This is a genomic window from Hartmannibacter diazotrophicus (assembly GCF_900231165.1).
Taxonomy (GTDB): Bacteria; Pseudomonadota; Alphaproteobacteria; order Rhizobiales; family Pleomorphomonadaceae; genus Hartmannibacter; species Hartmannibacter diazotrophicus.
In genome coordinates this window covers 2,239,594-2,258,929 of sequence record NZ_LT960614.1, presented here as the reverse complement: position 1 = coordinate 2,258,929, position 19,336 = coordinate 2,239,594, and the positions used below count along the sequence as shown (strand labels likewise).

Below are 19,336 nucleotides of genomic sequence, written 5' to 3'. Positions count from 1 at the left end.
GACTTCGAAGAAGGCCGTCAGCGGCCGGAAAGAAGCGACTTGCGGATGATGGCGTGGACGCCCCAGTTGCCGTCGACCACCTGCGTGACGCCGAAATCCACCGCAGCCGAAATGAGCGCGATCGCCTCGTCCTCGTTGAGGCCGTGGGCGCTCATTAGGAAGCGGCGCGCCTTGCGGAAGGCATCCTTCATGGCAAGGTCGAGCGACGACGTGGCGTAGACCTCGCTCTGGGCCTTGGTGCCGAATTCGGCAAGATAATTCGGGTGCGAGAAGCCGGTCAGGATCCACTCCGTCTCGGTCTCGATCAGCGGATAAGAAAGATCGGCAAAGGGCTTCTCGGCGAGCGTCTGCCGCTTGTGCAGGATGACTTTGAAAGTGCCCGTCATCGAGCATTCGATCGCGGTACCCGCAAGTTCCCCGTCGCCCTGCGAGGCATGGGAATCGCCAACGGAGAGAAGTGCGCCCGGCACGGCAACGGGCAGATAGACCGCCGATCCCTTGCCGAGCCGCCAGTTGTCGAGATTGCCGCCGAAATAGGACGGCGGAATGGAATCGACGAGTTCGGCCTCTTTCGGCGCGACAGCGATGACGCCGAAATGCGGGCGGAGCGGAATGCGCACGCCTTCGAGAACGTTGTAGCGCCGCGTCACGCTACCGGGCGCCACCGGAACGCCCGGATAGTCGTAGGTTGCGTGCACGGTGCCGAAGGGATCGGATTGCGGCTCCCAGAGGAAGTCGTAGAGCGCGACCGCATGGGGCTCGTCGGCGTCATTGACGATCTCGTAGATGGTCACGACCTCGCGCGGACGCGGCTCGCCGAGGAGTTCGCCATAATGATAGCCCCACCAGGCGGCGACGCTGGAGCCGAAGGACCGGCCGGCGAAATCCGGGTTGCTGCTTGGCCGTGGCGCGACATCAAGGATGCGGACCTCGAGCACATCGCCGGGTTCGGCTCCGGTGACGGCGATGGGGCCGGTGCAGATGTGAACGCCGAAGCCCTCCCCGGCCCCACGGCCCAGCACTGAGGCGTCAATGGGACCGGCGCCGCGCCGTTCCACGCCCTTGCCGTCGCGGGTCCAGCGGAAGACGCTTTCGGCGCCCGGATCGCCGACGATCATCCGTTCCGGATCGTCCGAGGCATGCTGCGTCAGCGTTTCGACCGTGATCGTGTCGCCCGAGGCAATCTCGATCAGCGGTTTAAGAGAGCGGCTGAAATAGCCCCAGTGCACCCGCGAGGCATCGACCGACAGATGGTGATGCATCGGCCCGCTGGCACTTTCGCCGGGATGACGGCCAGCATCGTTGTCCGGTCCCCTGCTGTCATTACCCGCGCCTTTCGGCGCCAGAGGACCGCGCCAGGTGGCAAGCGCCTGCCCGGGCCAGCCGCGCTGGTCGCGCACCTTGGCGGCCTCCAGAAGCTGTTCGGCCTGCTTCTGGCGAAAGGCGCGCGGCGAAAGACCGAAGCGTTCCCGAAAGGCCCGGCTGAAATTGGCGGCATCGGTGAAGCCGCAACGATAGGCGATTTCGGCCACCGAAAGATGCGCCTCCTGCGGATTGGACAATTCGATCCGTGTCCGCTGCAGACGCCGCTCGCGCAGATAGTGGCCGAAGCTCTCGCCGGTGCCCTCGAAAAGCTTCTGCAGGTAACGCTCGGAAATGCCCTCCAGCCTCGACACCTTGGCGGCCGAGAGGTCGGGATCATCGAGCCGGCGCTCGATCGTCCGCGTGATCCGGTGCAGGAGCGCCGCCGTGGTGGCGGTGCCCGGCGATTCCTGGCCGACAAGCAGCGGCTCAGACACATAGGTCAGCAGCAGTTCGGCAAGGCTCTGGTCCACCGCCGCCCAGTCGACATCGGACAGCGTCTTCATGGTGTCCGCCGCGGTTTCGGCCATCTGGCGCAGCACCGCGCCGAGGCCGCGGGATTCGGCGACCCTCGACCCGCCGAAATCCGTCATCCTGATCTTGCGGCCGCCAAAGAAACCGGCCGAGACCGACAGGACGTTGACCCGCACGTCGCGCACGAAGGTCACTTCCCAATCCTCGTCCCGCGTCAGAACCATGAACTCGGTCGGCGCGACGGGCTGGCTGTTCGCCCCGAGGCGCAACAGAGCGCCCTCCTCCGTCGGAATGACGATCAGGGGCAGTTCGGCGCGGGCGATGATCGGCGACAGGCTCTGGGGTCCGGCCGTCAAGCGCGCGACCATGACCCCATCCGCCGCGCCCCGCAGCATGGCGGTCGCAAAAAAGCCCGGGCCGTCCGGAGGAAGGTCGGACTGCAGGGCAAATATCCGCAGCACATCGCGCCAGGCCTCTTCCCGTGCGCCCTCGGGATAGGATTCGCTGATGAACTGCTGGATATTCATCGTGGCATCCGGATGCTGCAATGCAGGAGGAAGCAAGCCATAGCCAAAGCCGGGACTTCCGGCATTTTTCGCAGGCTTGCCGTCCACCTTACCCCATTCGGATGCCATCTCAACCTCGTTCGTTCGGCGGCGCAATATCTTCGCTTGAACCCACTCCGGGCTAGTCGCAGCGGAAGACGTTCTTGCGGATCGAACCGTGCACGCCCCAGTTGGCGTCCACCACCTGCGTCACGCCGAAGTCGACGCCGACGGACATCAGCGAGATCGCCTCGTCCTCGCTGAGCTTGTGCACCGTCATCAGGAAGCGCCGCATCTTGCGGAAGGCATCGCGCATCGCCTTGTCGAGGCTCGCGTGGCCGGCCACCTCGGTCTGGGCATTGTCGCCAAGTTCGGCGAGATAGTTCGGGAAGGTGAAGCCATAGACGGACCAGACGTCGCCGGTTTCCAGCAAGGGATGAGTCAGCCCTTCCAGCGGCGTGCCGCCGAGGTCGTTCTTCTTGTGCAGGATGAATTCGAAGTCGCCGGTGAGCGACGTCTCGATCGCCGTGCCACCGAGTTCGCTGTCGCCCTGCGCCGCATGGGGGTCGCCGACGGAGAAAAAGGCCCCGTCGACGGCGACCGGATAATACATCCGCGCGCCCTTGCCGATGCGCCAGTCATCGATGTTTCCGCCGGTATAGGACGGCGGGATGGAGCTGACGAAATCGGCTTCCGAAGGCGCAAGCCCCATGGTCCCGAAATGCAGGCGCGCCGGCACTCGGACATTGGCCATGATGTTCTCGCGCTTGCGGATCAGCCGATGGTCGACCGGCACGCCAGGATAGTCGATGGTCGGATGGACGATGCCGTCCGGATCGGTCTGCGGCACCCAGACGTAGTTGTAGACGGCCTTGGCGTAGGGCTCGCCGGCGGTGTCGAGCTCGAAGATCGTCACCACCTCACGCGGCTTCGGCTCCTCGATGAGGTCGTGATAGTGGAAGCCCCAGTTGGCGGCGGCATTCGACCCGAAGCAGCGGCCGGCATAGCAGGCGCTGCAACTCGGCCTCGGCCGCACGTCCAGCACCCGGACCTCCAGGATATCGCCGGGTTCGGCATTCTCGATCGCCACGGGACCGGTCATGATGTGGACGCCGATCCCCTCGCCGGAACCGCGCTCGAAAGGCCCTGTGGTCGGCCCCGAGCCACGGCGGACGATGCCCTTTTCCTCGCGCGTCCACTTGAAGACCGCCTCCGCTCCGGGATCGCCCGCGATCATGCGGTCGTAGTCGTCATAGGCGTGATGCGTCAGCGTCTCGATGGTCGCCCGGTCGCCGGACTTCAGCGTCAGCGCCGGCTGAACCGCCTTGCTGAAATAGCCCCAATGAACCGTCGAGGGGGAAACCGGCAGCGTATGGTGTTTCATCTTTCTTCTCCGGACCGGCCCGTGTTTTCCGGTGGCGCCAAGGCCGATGGCGCGGGCTGGAACAGGTTGGTTTGCAAGGGGGGAGTGCGCCGACGTCCGGCGCGATCTCTTCTCGTCAGCTTCCGTTGGAAGCGATGGACGGGGCTTCCTCGGCCATGACGCTGAGGAACTTCGCCGTCAACGGGTTCTTTGGCCGCCGCAACACCTCACGCGCCGGTCCTTCCTCGACGATGGCACCGCGGCTCAGGAAGACGACCCGGTCGGCCACTTCCTCGGCAAAGCGGAGCTGGTGCGTGGAAATGATCATGGTCAGGCCGTCCTCGACCGCGAGCCGCCGGATCACCTCCAGGACCTCGCCGACGAGTTCCGGATCGAGCGCCGAGGTCGGCTCGTCGAGGAGCAGCACCGAGGGGCTGGGTGCCAGCACCCGGGCGATCGCGACACGCTGCTGCTGGCCGCCGGACATGTGCCTTGGCAAGGCATCGGCCCGGTGGCTGAGCCCGACGCGGGCGAGAAGTTCGCGCGCCCGCTTCTCGGCATCCTCCTTTGAGTATTCGTGAACCCAGCGCAGCGGTCCCGCGACATTTTCAAGCGCCGTCAGGTGGTGAAACAGGTTGAACTGCTGGAACACCATGCCGACCCCGATCGCGGCGCGCTCGTTGGCGAGCGCCCGGGGACCGAGCTTGCGGCCGGAGGCATCGAAGCCGAGACGCCTGCCACCGACCCAGACCAGTCCGTCGTCCCAGTCCTCGAGGTGGTTGATGCAGCGAAGCAGCGTGCTCTTGCCGGAGCCACTCGGACCCAGCAGCGCGACCACTTCGCCCTCCCGCACCTTGAGATCGAGCCCGTCGAGCACGGTCTGGGGGCCATAGCTCTTGGTCAGCGCCCCGACTTCGACAACAACCTTGTTGCCGGCAAGGATCGCGGCGCGCTTCTCCCGATCCGTGACCGCCGGCAATGGCCGCACGACATCGGAGGGTTCGTTATCCCCCTCGCCCCCTGCTGTGGCGATTTCGTCCTCCGGCAGGGCTTTCGGCTGGGCGAGAAGTCCAGCCCGGCGCCAGGGCAGAAGACGGGCAAGACGCGCCTCGGGCGTCGGCAGGTCGAGATCGAGCATGACCTCGATGACAAGCTGGATACCGGCCGCCGCGCCCGTGAGAACCAGATACATCAGCCCGGAGGCAAAGAAGATCGAGAAGAAGTCGAAGGTCGAGGAGGCAAGCTGCGTGCTCCTCAGCGTCAGCTCCTGCACCGCGATCACCGAGGCGAGCGAGGAGTTCTTGAGGGCGCTGACGGTTTCGTTGCCGAGCGCCGGCACCATCATGCGGATCGCCTGCGGGCCGATGATATGGCGCATCAGGACACCGGGCGTCATGCCGAGCGCCTGGCCCGCCATGGTCTGGCCCTTGTCGACGCTCCTGACGCCGGAACGGAAGATCTCCGCGATGAACGGCGCCTCGTTGCAGGCGAGCGCGAGGCCCGCCGCCGTGATGGCACTCAGCTTGATGCCGATATGCGGCAGGGCGTCATAGGCAAAGACCAGTTGCAGGATCAGCGGCGTGCCACGGAAGACGACCGTGTAGGTCCGCGCGATTGCCGCAAGCAGCCAGAAGCGGCTGAGCTGCATGGCCGCCAGGACGAAGCCGAGGAGAAGTCCCCCGGCAAGTCCCAGCCCCGTTGCGGCCAGAGTGATGCCGATCCCCTGCAGGAGATACGGCATCGTCAGGTAGTGGACGAAGAGATCCATCTCAGTCCGTCGTCAGGATCTTGGGCTCTTCGAGCGTTCCGGCGTCGAGGCCCCACTTCTCCAGAAGCTCCGTCTCGATGCCGGCCTTCTGGATCTCGATGAGGGCCGCCATCACCGCATCGCGGAAGCCATCGACATTGCCCTTGGGCACGGCAATACCGACCGAATAGGGCAGCGTCACCGCCGTCGCCTTCTCAAGCTGGTCCGGATAGGCCTTGACGGCCTGGTCGACCGTGTTGACGTCGTTCACGTAGACGTCGGCGCGGCCGGCGAGGATCGCCTGGATGCAGTTGGCGTTGTTGTCGTAGAGCTGGATGGTCGGCTCGGGCTTGCCTTCCTTCTTGCAGTCCTCGGCGAGCGCCTGGATCAGCGGCACTTCCACATAACCGGTGTTTTCGGCGGCTGCCGCGCCGCACATCGAGCTGTTGATGCCGTCGATGCCCTTCGGGTTGCCCTTGGCGACGAGGACGCCGTCGAAGACCTTGGAATAGGTGATGAAGTCGGCGGCCTTGGCGCGCTCCATCGTCGCGTAGATGTCGGAGATCACGATGTCGGCCTGGCCGCTCGCAAGCGTCGTCAGCAGGGCGGCGAAGGTGACCGGCTTGTAGGTCAGCGTGAAGCCGAGGCAATCACCGATGGTCTCGCCGAGATCGATGTCGAAGCCGATGTATTTGGACGGATCGTTCGGATCGAGCGATTCATAACCCGGCGTATGCGGGTTGATCGCATTGACGAGCTCCTTGCCGGAGAACTGCGGGTACTTTTCCTTGAGAGCCTTGCAGGACTCGGGAGCCGCCGGCGCGGCATGGGCCGCCTGAAGGCCAAGGGCGCCACCGATTGCCATCACGGCCAGTGTCATGCGCAGACCTGAGGCCAGGACGGCGCCAGCGCGGGACAAGCGTCCCCTTCTGTCGACTATCTGTTTTTGCATGAACCATCTCCTTGTCGCTCATGGCGAAATTGCACAGCGCAAGGAGATGATTAGAACGTCCACCTGGAAAGACGATTGTAATTGTACGCACTAATTCTTGTATGCTCTCAATAACAACAATATGCATATCATTTTGATCTGAAATTCACCGTTTTGCATAGTTTTTAAGCTTCAGATCAATTCTACTGCCCGACCAGCAAGCACAGCCGTTCCTTGTTGCGCCCGGATGCGGCTCCCTTAATCACCTGTCGGTCCACGCCGGGGAAAGCGGCGCTTCCCGACGTCCGGTTTCTCGCCTCCTGTGAGGCATCTGCGTTGGACGGACCGTCAATGTCCGGCGGCAACAAGCGCTTCGTAATGATGCGGCAAGCGCATCAGGACGAGATCCTTCCGTCTGACGACATTGGTCGGATAGACGCTGCCGATGGTTCCGGTATCGATCTCGGCGACGGCAAGGTCCTCGTTCGACGAGACGATCGCTTCCTTGCGCGGGAAGGCGAAGGTATCCGGGCCGAAGACGCCGCTGAGACCCGGATAGCCGTCGAGCGGCGAGAAGACGTTGGCAAAAGCGAAATAGCAATTGTTCTCGCCCGCGCGGACGCGGAACTGGTGCCAGTGGAGCGCGTCCGGCCCTGTGGGAATGGGCTCCGGCTGGGCGACGCTGGTTCCCTCGTGACCGAAGTGGAACCGCCCGCGCACGGCCGCCGGACAGGCAATGAGATCGCAGCCCCTCAGCGCCAGGATGCGTCCGGCTTCCGGGAACATCGCGTCGTGACCGATCAGAAGACCGAGGCGGCCGAAGGGCAGATCGAACACGGCCCAGTCGTCGCCGGCGCTCGCCCACTGGCGCTCCGCTTCGGTGAGGTGAAGCTTGCGATAGATACCGAGGCGCCCCTCTGGGCCGGTTAGCAGAGCCGAGTTGTAGAGTGTCTCCCCATCGCGCTCGGCAAAGCCGGCGACGATGTGCAGCCCGAGCCCCCTTGCAAGCTCGTCGACAGCGCCGAGTTCCGGGCCATCGGCGGCAATCGCCGACGCCTGCGGATCGGCAAGGCCGGTCAGCGCCAGTTCGGGCAAGACGAGAAGTTCAGTCCCCCTCTCCTTCGCGGCGGTGGCAAGACGGGTGATCTCCGCGAGGTTTTCCGACAACACGCCACTCGGCGCGAATTGGCCGGCAGCCACTTTTGCAACGCCCCCCTCAGGCAGCGGCTTGTGGCCGTAGAGCGTGAAGAAGTCGCAGGGGTTCCACAGGAACGTGTTGGTCATCAGTTCCATGTAGAGCTCCGGCCGGCGCTGGGTCAGGACCGGTTCTCCCCAGCACTGCCGCCTGCGGGCGATCTCGGGATCGATCTCGGCGTATGCGATGCCGTCGTCACCGTCGATCATGGTCAACAGCGAGGCATCGGGCGCGATCACACAGGACCCGCCGGAGAACTGGACGCCCCGCTCAAGGCCCCAGCGGTTGGACTCGATCAGATAGCAACTGTTCTCGAAGGCGCGATTGATCCAGTAAGGCGCTGGCGTGCGTTCGGCGAGCCAGTTGGAGATGTGGCAGATGACGTCCGCTCCACCGACACCGGCAAGCCGCGCCGTCTCGATGAAATGGATGTCCATGCAGATGAGCAGCATGATCCGGCCGAGTTCGGTCTCGAAGATCTGGTGACCGAGGTTGCCGGAGGCCGCCCATTTCGGCTCGGAAATGTAGGGATGCGTCTTGCGATGTGCGCCGACGACGCCCTTCGGCCCGATCAGGACCGCCGAGTTATAATAGAGGTTCGTGGCCGGATCGACCTCGGGCATGCCGATGACGACATAGCAGCCGTGGCGCGCGGCAATCTCCGCAAAGGCATGGGTGGTCGGTCCGGGCACCGCCTCGACATATGGGGCGACTTCGTCGCGGTCGTACCAGCAGTATCCGGTCGTCCCCATTTCCGGCGTCACGATCAGGCGCGCACCGGATTTTGCCGCTTCCTCCACAAGGGCGAGCAGCGCGGCAATGTTCTCGGTCTTCTTGAACATCGTCGGCTCGAACTGGACGGTTGCCGCCTTGAAGGGAGCGGACATGGGACCTCCTGACAAAGCAATAGGGTTCGCCGGACAGGATTTCCGTCCGTCGTTGACGCCGGCGGGCGTCGGCCTGACTCATGGTGTGTGTCGTCAATGCCCCTGAAAAAAGAATGCCGGCAGGCGGAAGGCCCGCCGGCAGTTCAGGGGAGGCAAGGTTAGCGCGGCTCGCCGACGATCGACTTCAGCACGGACGCGCCGATGGTGTATTTCGGGTCGACCATGTTGCCGAGGCGGACGCGTCCGCACTGTGTCAGCAGCATGTAGGCGTCGATCTCGTCGAAGCCGAAGTCGGCCGCCATCCAGCGGATCAGCTCGCGATAGGCACCGCGGGCCGCATCCTCCATCGGACGCGACGAGCCGATGGTCATGAAGAAGCGGTCGTTCTCCAGACGCGGCGCGGCGATCGTCCAGCCCTTGATGAGGTCGATGCGGACGGTGGTCACGGTCGGGTGCTCGATGGCAACGCCGCAAAGCTCGCCGTCGCCCTGGGCGGCATGGCAGTCGCCGAGGTAGAGATAGGCGCCCTTGGTGTTCACCGGCAGGTAGACGACAGCGCCCGGCGCCACATCCGGCAGGTCCATGTTGCCGCCGTAATAGTCCGGAACCAGCGAGGAGATCGCCTCGATCTCCGGTGCCGTGCCGATCGTGCCGATGAAGGGCTCGTAGGGCAGCGAGATCCTGTCGTTCCACTTTACGCCGGTTTCGACGTCGACCTCGACCTTGCGGACGGTCTCCGGCAGCGGCGCGGTCAGGAGCGCCGTATCGGCCGTCGGCACGAGGCCGCCGAATTCCGGCATGATGACGGTGGTGCCACGCGGCTGCGGCCCACGCGGAACGATGCTCTCGATATAGACCGCCAGGCAGTCGCCCTTTTCCGCGCCGTTGACGTAGATCGGGCCGTTCTGCGGATTGAGATAGGGGAAATTCAGCTTCTCGGTCGGCTTGTCCGTCTCGGACGTGATCGCGCCTTCGAAGGCGTCGTGGGTCTCGGATGAGACCACCGCGCCCGGATCGACCGTCAGCACCGGCTCCACATAGGCGCCGTAGACATAGTGATACTTGCCCTGCACCTCCTCGGTGATTTCGTGACGGCTGAGCGCCGCCCCCTTGGCAACGCCCTTCCTGGCCATAATGGACTTGTCGAACCAGCTCATGGGGCTTTCCTTTCCCGCTTGCTTCTTACAATTCAGACTGCGAGGAAGCGGCGCACGGCGTCGCGATCCTGCAGGACATCGATGGGGATCTCCGCCGACACCCGGCCCTTGTCCATGACGTAGCAGCGCTGCGCCATGGCCCGGATCATGTCGATATTCTGCTCGACGAAGACGATGGTGACGCCGGTCTGGCGATTGAGCTCGACCATGATCCGGGCAATGTCCTGGACAATGTTGGGCTGGATGCCTTCGGACGGCTCGTCGAGGAGGATGAGCGACGGACCGCCCATCAGCACGCGGCCGATGGCAAGCTGCTGCTGCTGGCCGCCGGACATGGTGCCGGCCCGCTGCGAGCGCCGCTCCTTGAGGATCGGGAAGTAGCCGAAGACCTTTTCAAGACGGTCCGCCGCCATGTCGCCGGCAATCGACTCGCCGACCAGCAGGTTCTCCTGCACGCTGAGGCGCGGAAAGACGTCACGTCCCTGCGGCACGTAGCCGATGCCGAGGCGGGCGCGCCGGTGCGCCGAGAGCGTGTCGATCGCCGCGCCCTTGAAGAGCACGCTGCCCTGGTCGGACCCAAGGAGGCCGATGAGGCTCTTCATCAGCGTCGACTTGCCGACGCCGTTGCGGCCGATCACGGCGACGATTTCGCCCTCGCGGACGCTGAGGTCGACGCCCTGCAGGACCGGCTTGCCGCCATATCCGGACCAGAGGCCCATGGTTTCGAGGATGACTTCCTTACGCATGGGCTTCACCCAGATAGATGGCGGCGACGCGCTCGTCGGCGACGATCTCGTCGATCGTGCCTTGCGCGAAGATCTTGCCGAAGTGGAGCACAGTCACCCGCTGCGCGATCTGGCGCACGAAGGCCATGTCATGCTCGACGGCAAGGACCGTGACGCCCTCGTTGTTGAGCGTCTTGACCATCTCGCCCGTCGCATGGGTCTCGTCCGGCGTCATGCCGGCCGTCGGCTCGTCGAGCAGCAGGAGCTTGGGCTTCAGGCCGATGGCCATGCCGATCTCCAGCCACTGCTTCTGGCCATGACTCAGATTGCCGGCAAGCTGCTTCTCGGCATCCTTGAGCTGGGTGAATTCCAGCAGCCGGTCGATCTCCTCGCCAAGCGAATGGCCCGCGAGGTGATGCTGCAAGGCGATCTGCAGGTTCTGGCGCACGCTGAGCGCCTTGAAGATGCCCGGCACCTGGAACTTGACGCTGATGCCGCGCCGGATGCGCTCGAAGGACTTGGCGTGCGTAATGTCATGGCCGTCGTAGAGGATCGTCCCGCCGCTCGGCAGATGCTCGCCGAGGATGAGGCGGAAGAAGGTGCTCTTGCCGGCGCCGTTCGGGCCGATCAGGCAGTGGATCTCGCCGGTCTCCAGGGCGAAATCCACACCGGCCGTGACGTGCAGGCCGCCGAACCACTTGTCGAGAGCGCGTGTTTCAAGCAACGCCATCACGCTTTCTCCCGGCTTGAAAACAGGGACCGGACCTTGTCCGCGATGAAGGTGCCGACACCGAGGATGAGGCCGTTCGGAGCGATCAGCACGGTGAGGACGAGCAAGGTACCCATCACCACCAACGCATACTGGCTGCCGTAGACGGTGAGATACTGGAAGCCGGCAAGGACGAGCATCGTTCCGAGCAGTGTCGTCGTCAGATCCGTGCGGCCGCCAACCGCCACCCAGACGATGGGCAGGGCCGCCGCCGTCATGCCCATGGAGGACGGGGTGATATAGTTGCCCCAGGAGGTGTAGAGAACACCCGAGAGACCGGCGAGCGCCGAGCCGATGACGAAGGCCGCGAGCTGATACTTGCGCACGTCATAGCCCAGCATTTCCGCCCGCATCGGGTTCTCGCGGATGGCGACGAGCACATTGCCGAAGCGGGCGTTCACCAGCATGCGAAGGCCGAGGTAGACGAGGACTAGCAGGCCCAGCGTCAGATAGTAGAGCGTCACATCGGGATAGAGCGCGATGTCGCCGCCCGGCCAGGGGATGGTGAGCGAGGGCATGCCGCCCATGCCGTTGAAACCGTTAAGCCGCGCCTTGCCGATATGCCATTCCGGGCCGGCGGTCTGCGACATGAACCGCTCCAGCACCAGCGTGACCGAAAGCGTCACGATGCCGAGAAAGACGCCGCTGATCCGGCCGAAGAAGAGGAAGTATCCGAGAATGGCTGCGACCAGCGCCGAGATACCGACGGCGGCAAGAAGCGAGAACAGCGTCAGGCCATAGGCATCGCCGAGGTTGATGGTGAGCACGCCATAGGAGTAGCCGGCTATGCCGAAAAAGGCGGTCTGGCCGAAGCTGAGCGCGCCGCCATAACCCCAGATCAAGCTGACGCCAAGCGCCATGAAGGCCCAGTTGAAGAAGTAGACGTTGTTGCCGACATCATAGCCGTCGGCGAACATCGGGTAGCTGGCGGCCGCCGCGAGCACCAGGACGAAGGCGACCCAGAAGACGGGCCCTTTCCCAAGGGTCTGCGGGCCTTCGAGCAGCCTGATGACGGAAGAAAAAGTCGAAGGCGAAGCCACGTCAGGCCCTCTCTTTCAGGATCCAGCCGGAAACGCCGCGCGGCAGAACCCGGATAACGATGATGACGGCGAGCAAGAGGCCGATCTGGCCGGCAAGCTGGCCCTGCCAGGAGGTCAGCGCCGCCTTGGCGATCCCGAGGACGGCGGCGGCCGGGGCCGTGCCGAAGAAGATATCCGCGCCGCCGACGACCACGGTCACGAAGGCCTCGACGACGAAGGTACTGCCCATGGTCGGCACGAGGGTCATCGTCGGGGCGTAGAGCCCGCCGCAAAGACCCGCGAGCGCCGCGCCGAGACCGAAGGTCACGCTGTAGACGAGGCTCGTATTGACGCCGAGCGCCTCGGCGATCTCCGGCACCTGGATCGTCGCCCTTGCCAGAACGCCGAAGCGGGTGCGGGTGAAGATGAGCCACAGCACCAGCAGCGTCGCGACGGCGGTCGCCATCAGGATGAGCCGGTAGACCGAATAGGAATAGTCGCCGACCATGAAACTGCCGAAGGGCGTGCCCGTGCCCTGCATGCTGGAGCCGAGCAGGATGAGCGTGCCCTGGGTCGCGATCATCGAGACGCCCCATGTCGCGACGATGGTGTCGAGCGGACGGGAATAGAGATGCCGGATGACGATCCGTTCGAGCGCCATGCCGACGAGCCCGGCGACGAGCGCCCCGACAAGGATCGACAAGGGCAGCGGCAGACCGAGATGCGTCGCGGTCGTCGACACGTAGGCGCCGCAGAGAATGAACTCGCCGTGGGCGAGATTGATGACGCCCATCATGCCGAAGATGATCGCCAGTCCGCAGGCCGAGAGGACCAGAAAGGCGAAGGCGTCGCCGGCCTGATAGAGAAAGGTGAAAGCAGCGTTCAGAACGTCCATGAGGCGATCCGCTGGTGCGGCATCAGATGCCGGTCAGGAAAGTGACGGGCATCCTCCACAGGGGAACGGAGGATGCCCGTCGGTCCGATGCGATCAGTTGGCCGGCGGAGGATTCGACGGCGTGTACTGCGCTTCCGGATTGCTCTTGGTCAGGTCGCAACCCGCGTCACCCAGCCAGTAGGGCTTGATGTCCTCCCACACCTTCGGGAAGGTGATGGAGTGATCCTCGCCGACGCGGGCGAGATAGATCGTGTGGGACATGTGCTGGCTCTTCGGGTCGATGCAGACCTTGCCTTCCGGTGCATCCATGCAGACGTCGCCCTTGGCGATCTCCGCGCGGATGGCGTCATGGTCCGTGGACCCTGCCCGCTCGACCATCTGCTTGTAGAGATAGACGGCGAGATAGGAGTTTTCGGCCTCCTGGTTCACGTAGGGTTCGTCCGGGAACTTCTTGTGCCACTTGGCGAGGAATTCCTTGGACTCGGGCGTATCCACTTCCTCAATGTAGTTCGTGGTGACATACATGTTGGCAAGGCTCGGCGGCTTGAAGCGCTTGTGCTCGTAGCCCTGGCCGACGTTCACCGACGAGGCCATCGGAACCTTGAGGTTGGCCGCGCCCGCCTGCTCGTAGTAGGAGGCCTGCGCCGTGCCGACGAGCAGCGTGACGAGAACGTCCGGCTTGGCGGCCTGAATGTTCTGGATCGTCTGCGAGAACTGCGACACGCCGAGCGGGATGAACTCCTCGCCGACCATCTCGCCGCCATTCTCCTTGACGATGTTGCGCACCCATTCGGCCGAGATCTGGCCGAAGTTGTAGTCCGCCGCGATCGTGTAGACCTTCTTGCCGTAGGTCTCCATCATGTAGGGAATGAGCGTGGAGAACTGCTGCTCCGGCACCGCGCCGGTCACGATCATGTTCGCGTCGCAGACGCCGCCTTCATACTGGTTGTTGTAGAAGGCGAGGCCCTTGAACTGGTCGACGATCGGCCGGTAGGCCTCACGCGAGGCCGAGGAGAAGCCGGCGAACACCGCGTCGACCTTGTCGCGCTGCAGGACGCGGCGCATGAATTCCTGGTAGCGGGTGTTGTCCGACTGGGTGTCGTAGATCACCAGTTCCAGCGGGCGGCCGGCGATACCGCCAGCGGCATTGATCTCCTCGGCGGCAAGCTCGATGCCGTGCACCTTGCCGATGGTTGCGACCGCGAAGTCACCCGACTGGTCTTCCAGCACGCCGAGCTTGATCGGGTCGGCCGCAAGAGCCGTGCTGGAAAAAAGCAAAAGGGTCCCTAGCGCCGCAAGGGCGCCTGATGCATGTCTTTTCATGTGCTGCTCCCGTTATTTGACGATCGGTCAGTCCGACGTCGCCTGCCGCCGCCCCAAATCCGGCGATTGGCAGGCCTCTTCAGTCGTGCTCCGTTGCACGACATGTTCACAGTAGGCTTCGAGGCTGAGGCGGGCTCGCATGCTCTCGCGCCGCAAGACCGCGAAGGCCGCCTCGTCGTCGAGGTTCCGCGCGGCCATCGTCTGGACAACGGCCTTGATCACGAAGCGGCGGAGGCGCCGGCGTTCCTCGTGGTTGTCGAGCACCTTGCGCGTCGCGCTTTTCTGACGCTGCGCGTTCACCGCGAGAAAGAGCGCCGAATAGATCGAGCCGCCGTAGACCGGCTTTGACAGGAAGGCCGAGCTTCCAAGCCGCATCAGGCCTTTCAGGCGGCTTGGCGCCTCCACGCCGACGAGGCCGATGACAGGCACCGAAGGCAACCCGTCAGCCGGCAGGCCGGACCCGTAGTCAAGATCGCCATCGACGAAAAGGACATCGCGGTCCATCTCCAGACCGCCCGGCACGTCGCCGGCGATCATGGCCTGACGGTCGAGCGTCTCCACCGACAGGCCGAGCTTGACGAGTGTCGTCGACAGCGTCTTGAGCGCGCGCGCGTCCTCGGACACGAGCAGAGCGCGGCGACCGCTGAAATTCTGAACGAGGCGCTGTTCGTTCATGAGACGACCCTCAGGGCTGGCCGGCCATGCCGGGCTTCAAGCGGAGCGGAGGAGCGGATGAGATAGGGATCCGGCCGGACGGGCGCATTCGATTCCGCGACGATGTCGAACTGACCGTCCTTGCGCGAGCGGCCGATGCGCGGCGTCAGGAAAGCATGCAATGTTTCGGGATCGATCGAAACGCGGCCTTGTGGCGCGTCGATCATCTGCCTGGAAACCGCCCGCTTGACCTGCTGCAGGTCCGTCGTTCCGGCATCGTGAAGAGACTGGGCCAGGAGCTTGACCGCCACGAAGGCGGCTTCGGCCTCGGCGGAGGCGGCAGGTCCTTCCGGGAAACCGGCATCGTAGGCGGAGACGAAAGCGCGGCTTTCGGGCGTGTCGATCGAGGCGAAATAGACCGACGACGAAAAATGCCCGTCCATCGCATCCGGTCCGATTTCTTTCAGTTCCGGCTCGGAAAGATTGCAGCTTGCGACGGGGAAGCGGGTCCGCTGATCAATGCCACGCTCCTCGCAGGCCTTCCGGAACGCCCGGAAGAACGCATAGGACGATTCACCGATGAGCGCGTTGAAGACGAAATCGGGCTTCAGATCGAAGATGGACTCGACGACGCGGTCCATCTCCGTCTCACCGACGGCGACATAACGCTCGGCAAGCACCATGCCGCCGCGGGCCTGGATGCCCTCGCGCAGGGTCCGGTTGCTTTCCCAGCCCCAGATGTAGTTGGAGCCGACGCAGAAGGCGCGGCCGCCGAAGTGATTGAATAGAAAGTCGATCAACGGCGAGAGATGGTGGTTTGGCGCGGCCCCCGTGTAGACCACGTTTTCCGAGCTCTCGAAGCCCTCGTAATGCGTCGGATACCAGAGCAGCGCATCCCGCTTCTCGAAGATCGGGATGACTTCCTTGCGGCTTGACGACGTGTAGCAGCCGACGACGTGCCGAATTCCGGCATCGATCATGTTTTCCGCCGTTGGCGCATAGGCTGAAAGCCGGCTCGCCGGATCGGCGATCATCGGCTCGAGCTCGATACCGAGCTTCCTGTCCTCGTTGACCTCGCAGCAGGCGAGCAAGGCTCCGTTCAACATCGACTGCCCGACGGTGCCATAGGACCCCGTCTGGGAAAACATCAGGCCGATAGGGATACGAATGCGGGACATCGGGTTTTCCAAAACAAAAAGCCCCTCAGCATCACATGCTGCGGGGCCACACTGCCGAGTATGATCTGGATCGTTTGACGCATTGTTGGGCATCTTTGCCCGGCGCCTAACGAATAAGCTGACGAGTTTTTGCAGACCTGTCAAGCGGCCATTTACGCAGCCGTTCCGACAGGCCGTGCGCCACGAAACGCACGGACGGCATCAACCGGATCAGTCGATCATCGGGCCGCCAGCCCCCTTGCCAGCCCTGCCCCGAACCTCGGACCATATGCGCGTATGGGCGCGACCCGCAGTCCGCCCGAATGCATCCCGTGCAAGGAGACAGACCCATGGATTTGGGCTTGAAGGGGCTGAAGGCCCTCGTTACCGGAGGCACCAAGGGGATCGGCCTGAAGATCGCCGAAACCCTCGCCAAGGAGGGGGCGGACGTCGCCATCTGCTCGCGCAACGCGAGTGAAGCCGAGAGTGTGGCGAAGACGCTTTCCGCCTTCGGCGTCACCAGCATAGGTAGCGGCGTCGACGTCTCCGACGGCGAAGCGCTCAAGGGCTGGACCGAGTCCGTCGGCAAGCAGTTCGGCGGCATCGACATCGTCGTTGCCAACGTCAGTGCGCTGGCGATCGGTGCTGACGAGGAAAGCTGGAAGAAGGGTTTTGAGACCGACCTCATGGGCACGGTCCGGCTGGTCGATGCCGCCATGCCCTACCTGCTTGAAAGCAAAGCTGCTTCCATTGTCACCATCTCGTCGGTTTCGGGCCGAGAGATCGACTTTGCAGCCGGACCCTATGGCGCGTTCAAGGCCGCGCTGGTCCATTACACCCAGGGTCTCGCCTTTCAGCTCGCGGGCAAGAACATCCGTGCCAACTCCGTCTCGCCGGGCAACACATACTTTGCCGGCGGCGTCTGGGAGCAGATCGAACACGGCAACCCGACCCTTTTCAAGGAAGCCCTTGCCCTCAACCCAACCGGGAGAATGGCAACCCCGCAGGAGATCGCCAACGCGGCGGTTTTCATCGCGAGCCCGGCCGCAAGTTTCGTCACCGGCACCAACCTGGTTGTAGACGGCGCCCTGACCCGGGGCGTCCAACTCTGAGGCCATCAGGGCCAATCCGCGAGTTCATGGATTGGCCTTGATGCCCTCTGCCCGCCGCACGTCAAGGCCGCCATTCGAGGAAGCCTTGACGACGCGCCGCCGCACCCCCGGGGACCACTCTTGCCCTGGCGGTCGATCGCTTCGTCGTTGGCATCAGCACTGCCGGGCCGCCTCTTCGCACGCTTCAATAAGCGTCGCCAAGCCGTGTCCATGACGCGGTTTTGCAGACGATGCCGAGCAGGACGCAGCCGCGTGTCTTCATGGTCCGGTCACGAACCGTGATCGTGATGGCATAGGTGAGATCGCGCTTCACGTCATAGGCCTTGCCCTTGAGCGTCGACGCCGACTGGGGCGCGACATCCAGCACAAGGCGGTCGCCCACCTCTTCTCCCTTGCTGGTGTCCCCGACCCAGACGTTGGTGGCGCAGATATCCTGACCGCAGGCTGCGATCTTCACCCGCGCATTGCCATCGCCTCTCATCCAGACGCCGCTGAAATCCGGATCGACACTTCTGGCTTGCGCCGATCCGGCAACAATGATGGCCATGGCTGAAACGACCGTCCAACGGAGCATCGTGTTCCTCCAGATTGCTTCGGGCCCGCCTGCCCTTGCGTTTAACGCCGTAACCGGGCCAACGGTTCGCAGGCCTTGCCATTGAAAACGGCGACGATGCCCAAGGCAGTGAGCCTGCTCCAATTCGGAGCGCGCATCGCATGATCCGCTTTCCGCCCGCACCCGTATCCGATGAAAGACGATACGGCAGCCCTGGGAAGACGGATGACCCAATACCTCATTTCATTTGTCGCGACGGCCCTTGCATTTCTCGGCCTCGATGCGATCTGGCTCAGCGTCATGGCAAGCCGCCTCTACCGGCCGAAACTCGGTTCAATGCTGGCCGACACGTTCAATCTGCCGGCAGCGGCGGTCTTCTACGTGCTCTACATCTTCGGGCTGACGTTTTTCGTGCTGACACCCGCGCTGGCGTCCGGACGCTGGCAGACCGCTGCCCTCTACGGCGCCCTGTTCGGGCTCGTCGCCTATGGCACCTATGACCTCACCAACCAGGCGACCCTCAAGGACTGGCCGGTTCTCATAACAATCGTCGATCTCTGCTGGGGCATGTTCGTGACGTCGGCGGCCTGTATCGTCGGCTTCAAGGTCACGCAGGCGGTTACCGGCTCGATGTGAGGATCGATCGCTTCGGCCCCGGCCAGAAGGCATTGACGGAGGCCTGATAGCGGGCAAAAGCCTCCCCGCGCGAGGCCAGCATATGCTCCTCCAACGGCGGAATGCCGGAAACATGCACCAGAAGCCAGTACATCAACGCTGGCGCCGACAAAACCAGCAGCCCAAGACCGTCGATGTCTGAAAACCCCGTCGCGATCGGCACGTAGGCCGCCCAAACGAGCCATTCGAAGAAGTAGTTGGGATGGCGCGTCATACCCCAGAGCCCGGCTGTGCAGACTTCGCCCCGGTTGGCGGGATCAGACCGGAAGCGGGCGAGCTGACGGTCGGCGACCGCCTCGCCGCCAATTGCGGCGGCAAAAATAACGACGCCCAGCCAGTCGCCGATATCCAGCGCGCCGGACCGCCGCGCGGCAATGGCGAGCGCAACGGCGAGAACGAGGCCGACAGCCGCCTGGATCTGGAGGAACCAGAAGAGCCTTGACCTCTGGCGGTCGCCCCACTCCTCTTTGAGCTTGCGATAGCGCGGATCGTCGCCGCCATGCATCGAGCGCCGCGCGATATGCCCGCCTAGCCGGATCGACCACACGGCGACCAGCGCCGCGACGAGCCATTGCCTTGGCGAAATCTCGTCCGAGGCAATCGGCACAAGCGCAGCCACGACGCCAAAGATCCCGACCGCAAAGGACCAGATCGCGTCGATCCAGCCCGACTGGCCGGTTCTTGTCGCGATGGCCCATGCAAGGGTCATGGAGCCGCAAAGACCGACTGCCAGCAGCAACGCCAAGCCGACTGATGTCATATCGTCCCCCGATATTCGGGTCGCTGAGTGACT

17 protein-coding genes are annotated in these 19,336 nt (G+C 64.0%); 2 read left to right on the top strand and 15 right to left on the bottom strand.

From position 1 onward, the window contains the following. Window positions 1-17: 17 nt before the first annotated feature. The 13 genes from HDIA_RS10590 to HDIA_RS10530 all read right to left on the bottom strand — a co-directional run bounded on the left by HDIA_RS10590 (window position 18) and on the right by HDIA_RS10530 (window position 16,224). Window positions 18-2,363, bottom strand: a complete 2,346-nt coding sequence (locus tag HDIA_RS10590; protein ID WP_099558832.1) for an acetamidase/formamidase family protein — start codon at window positions 2,361-2,363, stop codon at window positions 18-20. A gap of 160 nt (window positions 2,364-2,523) precedes the next feature. Continuing rightward, a complete protein-coding gene (locus HDIA_RS10585; RefSeq protein ID WP_099556131.1) occupies window positions 2,524-3,765 on the bottom strand; it encodes an acetamidase/formamidase family protein in 1,242 nt (413 codons plus the stop codon). A 115-nt stretch (window positions 3,766-3,880) separates the two neighbouring features. Continuing rightward, window positions 3,881-5,512 carry an amino acid ABC transporter permease/ATP-binding protein gene (locus HDIA_RS10580; protein WP_099556130.1) on the bottom strand — a complete coding sequence of 544 codons (1,632 nt, stop codon included), beginning with the start codon at window positions 5,510-5,512 and terminating at the stop codon, window positions 3,881-3,883. 1 nt (window position 5,513) lies between these two features. After that, window positions 5,514-6,443, bottom strand: coding sequence for an ABC transporter substrate-binding protein (locus HDIA_RS10575; RefSeq protein WP_099556129.1), 930 nt, complete (start codon window positions 6,441-6,443; stop codon window positions 5,514-5,516). 327 nt (window positions 6,444-6,770) lie between these two features. Beyond that, window positions 6,771-8,504, bottom strand: a complete 1,734-nt coding sequence (locus tag HDIA_RS10570) for a nitrilase-related carbon-nitrogen hydrolase (RefSeq protein WP_099556128.1) — start codon at window positions 8,502-8,504, stop codon at window positions 6,771-6,773. 158 nt (window positions 8,505-8,662) lie between these two features. Next, a complete protein-coding gene (locus HDIA_RS10565; RefSeq protein ID WP_099556127.1) occupies window positions 8,663-9,661 on the bottom strand; it encodes an acetamidase/formamidase family protein in 999 nt (332 codons plus the stop codon). Between the two features lie 32 nt (window positions 9,662-9,693). Then, window positions 9,694-10,407, bottom strand: coding sequence for an ABC transporter ATP-binding protein (locus HDIA_RS10560; RefSeq protein ID WP_099556126.1), 714 nt, complete (start codon window positions 10,405-10,407; stop codon window positions 9,694-9,696). Further along, the gene (locus tag HDIA_RS10555; RefSeq protein ID WP_099556125.1) at window positions 10,400-11,116 is read right to left on the bottom strand and encodes an ABC transporter ATP-binding protein; all 717 of its coding nucleotides are present in this window, start codon (window positions 11,114-11,116) and stop codon (window positions 10,400-10,402) included. The genes HDIA_RS10560 and HDIA_RS10555 overlap by 8 nt, the downstream gene beginning before the upstream one ends. Beyond that, window positions 11,116-12,195 carry a branched-chain amino acid ABC transporter permease gene (locus tag HDIA_RS10550; protein WP_099556124.1) on the bottom strand — a complete coding sequence of 360 codons (1,080 nt, stop codon included), beginning with the start codon at window positions 12,193-12,195 and terminating at the stop codon, window positions 11,116-11,118. Before HDIA_RS10550 ends, HDIA_RS10555 begins: the two co-directional genes overlap by 1 nt. A gap of 1 nt (window position 12,196) precedes the next feature. Next, window positions 12,197-13,069, bottom strand: coding sequence for an ABC transporter permease subunit (locus tag HDIA_RS10545; RefSeq protein ID WP_099556123.1), 873 nt, complete (start codon window positions 13,067-13,069; stop codon window positions 12,197-12,199). A gap of 93 nt (window positions 13,070-13,162) precedes the next feature. Beyond that, window positions 13,163-14,392 (bottom strand): urea ABC transporter substrate-binding protein, encoded by a 1,230-nt coding sequence (locus HDIA_RS10540; protein ID WP_099556122.1) that lies wholly within the window; start codon window positions 14,390-14,392, stop codon window positions 13,163-13,165. A gap of 27 nt (window positions 14,393-14,419) precedes the next feature. Further along, entirely contained in the window at window positions 14,420-15,067 is a 648-nt protein-coding gene (locus HDIA_RS10535) for an ANTAR domain-containing response regulator (protein ID WP_157775493.1), read from the bottom strand. Continuing rightward, window positions 15,064-16,224, bottom strand: coding sequence for a transporter substrate-binding domain-containing protein (locus tag HDIA_RS10530; protein WP_099556121.1), 1,161 nt, complete (start codon window positions 16,222-16,224; stop codon window positions 15,064-15,066). Before HDIA_RS10530 ends, HDIA_RS10535 begins: the two co-directional genes overlap by 4 nt. 329 nt (window positions 16,225-16,553) lie before the next feature. Here HDIA_RS10530 and HDIA_RS10525 point away from each other — a divergent pair, with 329 nt between their 5' ends. Next, window positions 16,554-17,315 carry an SDR family NAD(P)-dependent oxidoreductase gene (locus HDIA_RS10525; RefSeq protein WP_099556120.1) on the top strand — a complete coding sequence of 254 codons (762 nt, stop codon included), beginning with the start codon at window positions 16,554-16,556 and terminating at the stop codon, window positions 17,313-17,315. 184 nt (window positions 17,316-17,499) lie between these two features. Here HDIA_RS10525 and HDIA_RS10520 read toward each other — a convergent pair whose 3' ends face one another. Further along, window positions 17,500-17,889: a DUF2147 domain-containing protein gene (locus HDIA_RS10520; RefSeq protein WP_099556119.1), complete on the bottom strand. Its 390-nt coding sequence runs from the start codon at window positions 17,887-17,889 to the stop codon at window positions 17,500-17,502. Window positions 17,890-18,093: 204 nt separating this feature from the next. On the opposite strand from HDIA_RS10520, the gene HDIA_RS10515 reads away from it, so the two are divergent. After that, the gene (locus HDIA_RS10515; RefSeq protein WP_099556118.1) at window positions 18,094-18,504 is read left to right on the top strand and encodes a DUF2177 family protein; all 411 of its coding nucleotides are present in this window, start codon (window positions 18,094-18,096) and stop codon (window positions 18,502-18,504) included. Here HDIA_RS10515 and HDIA_RS10510 read toward each other — a convergent pair. After that, complete coding sequence (locus tag HDIA_RS10510) at window positions 18,488-19,303, bottom strand: DUF1295 domain-containing protein (protein ID WP_099556117.1); 816 nt, start codon at window positions 19,301-19,303, stop codon at window positions 18,488-18,490. The two genes, HDIA_RS10515 and HDIA_RS10510, sit on opposite strands and share 17 nt — an antisense overlap. Window positions 19,304-19,336 lie beyond the last annotated feature (33 nt).

Excerpts from the sequence above, each read along its gene's own strand:
- HDIA_RS10590 (WP_099558832.1), bottom strand. The coding sequence starts at position 2,363 with ATGAATATCCAGCAGTTCATCAGCGAATCCTATCCCGAGGGCGCACGG.
- HDIA_RS10585 (WP_099556131.1), bottom strand. The coding sequence starts at position 3,765 with ATGAAACACCATACGCTGCCGGTTTCCCCCTCGACGGTTCATTGGGGC.
- HDIA_RS10580 (WP_099556130.1), bottom strand. The coding sequence starts at position 5,512 with ATGGATCTCTTCGTCCACTACCTGACGATGCCGTATCTCCTGCAGGGG.
- HDIA_RS10575 (WP_099556129.1), bottom strand. The coding sequence starts at position 6,443 with ATGCAAAAACAGATAGTCGACAGAAGGGGACGCTTGTCCCGCGCTGGC.
- HDIA_RS10570 (WP_099556128.1), bottom strand. The coding sequence starts at position 8,504 with ATGTCCGCTCCCTTCAAGGCGGCAACCGTCCAGTTCGAGCCGACGATG.
- HDIA_RS10565 (WP_099556127.1), bottom strand. The coding sequence starts at position 9,661 with ATGAGCTGGTTCGACAAGTCCATTATGGCCAGGAAGGGCGTTGCCAAG.
- HDIA_RS10560 (WP_099556126.1), bottom strand. The coding sequence starts at position 10,407 with ATGCGTAAGGAAGTCATCCTCGAAACCATGGGCCTCTGGTCCGGATAT.
- HDIA_RS10555 (WP_099556125.1), bottom strand. The coding sequence starts at position 11,116 with ATGGCGTTGCTTGAAACACGCGCTCTCGACAAGTGGTTCGGCGGCCTG.
- HDIA_RS10545 (WP_099556123.1), bottom strand. The coding sequence starts at position 13,069 with ATGGACGTTCTGAACGCTGCTTTCACCTTTCTCTATCAGGCCGGCGAC.
- HDIA_RS10540 (WP_099556122.1), bottom strand. The coding sequence starts at position 14,392 with ATGAAAAGACATGCATCAGGCGCCCTTGCGGCGCTAGGGACCCTTTTG.
- HDIA_RS10535 (WP_157775493.1), bottom strand. The coding sequence starts at position 15,067 with ATGAACGAACAGCGCCTCGTTCAGAATTTCAGCGGTCGCCGCGCTCTG.
- HDIA_RS10530 (WP_099556121.1), bottom strand. The coding sequence starts at position 16,224 with ATGTCCCGCATTCGTATCCCTATCGGCCTGATGTTTTCCCAGACGGGG.
- HDIA_RS10525 (WP_099556120.1), top strand. The coding sequence starts at position 16,554 with ATGGATTTGGGCTTGAAGGGGCTGAAGGCCCTCGTTACCGGAGGCACC.
- HDIA_RS10520 (WP_099556119.1), bottom strand. The coding sequence starts at position 17,889 with ATGCTCCGTTGGACGGTCGTTTCAGCCATGGCCATCATTGTTGCCGGA.
- HDIA_RS10515 (WP_099556118.1), top strand. The coding sequence starts at position 18,094 with ATGACCCAATACCTCATTTCATTTGTCGCGACGGCCCTTGCATTTCTC.
- HDIA_RS10510 (WP_099556117.1), bottom strand. The coding sequence starts at position 19,303 with ATGACATCAGTCGGCTTGGCGTTGCTGCTGGCAGTCGGTCTTTGCGGC.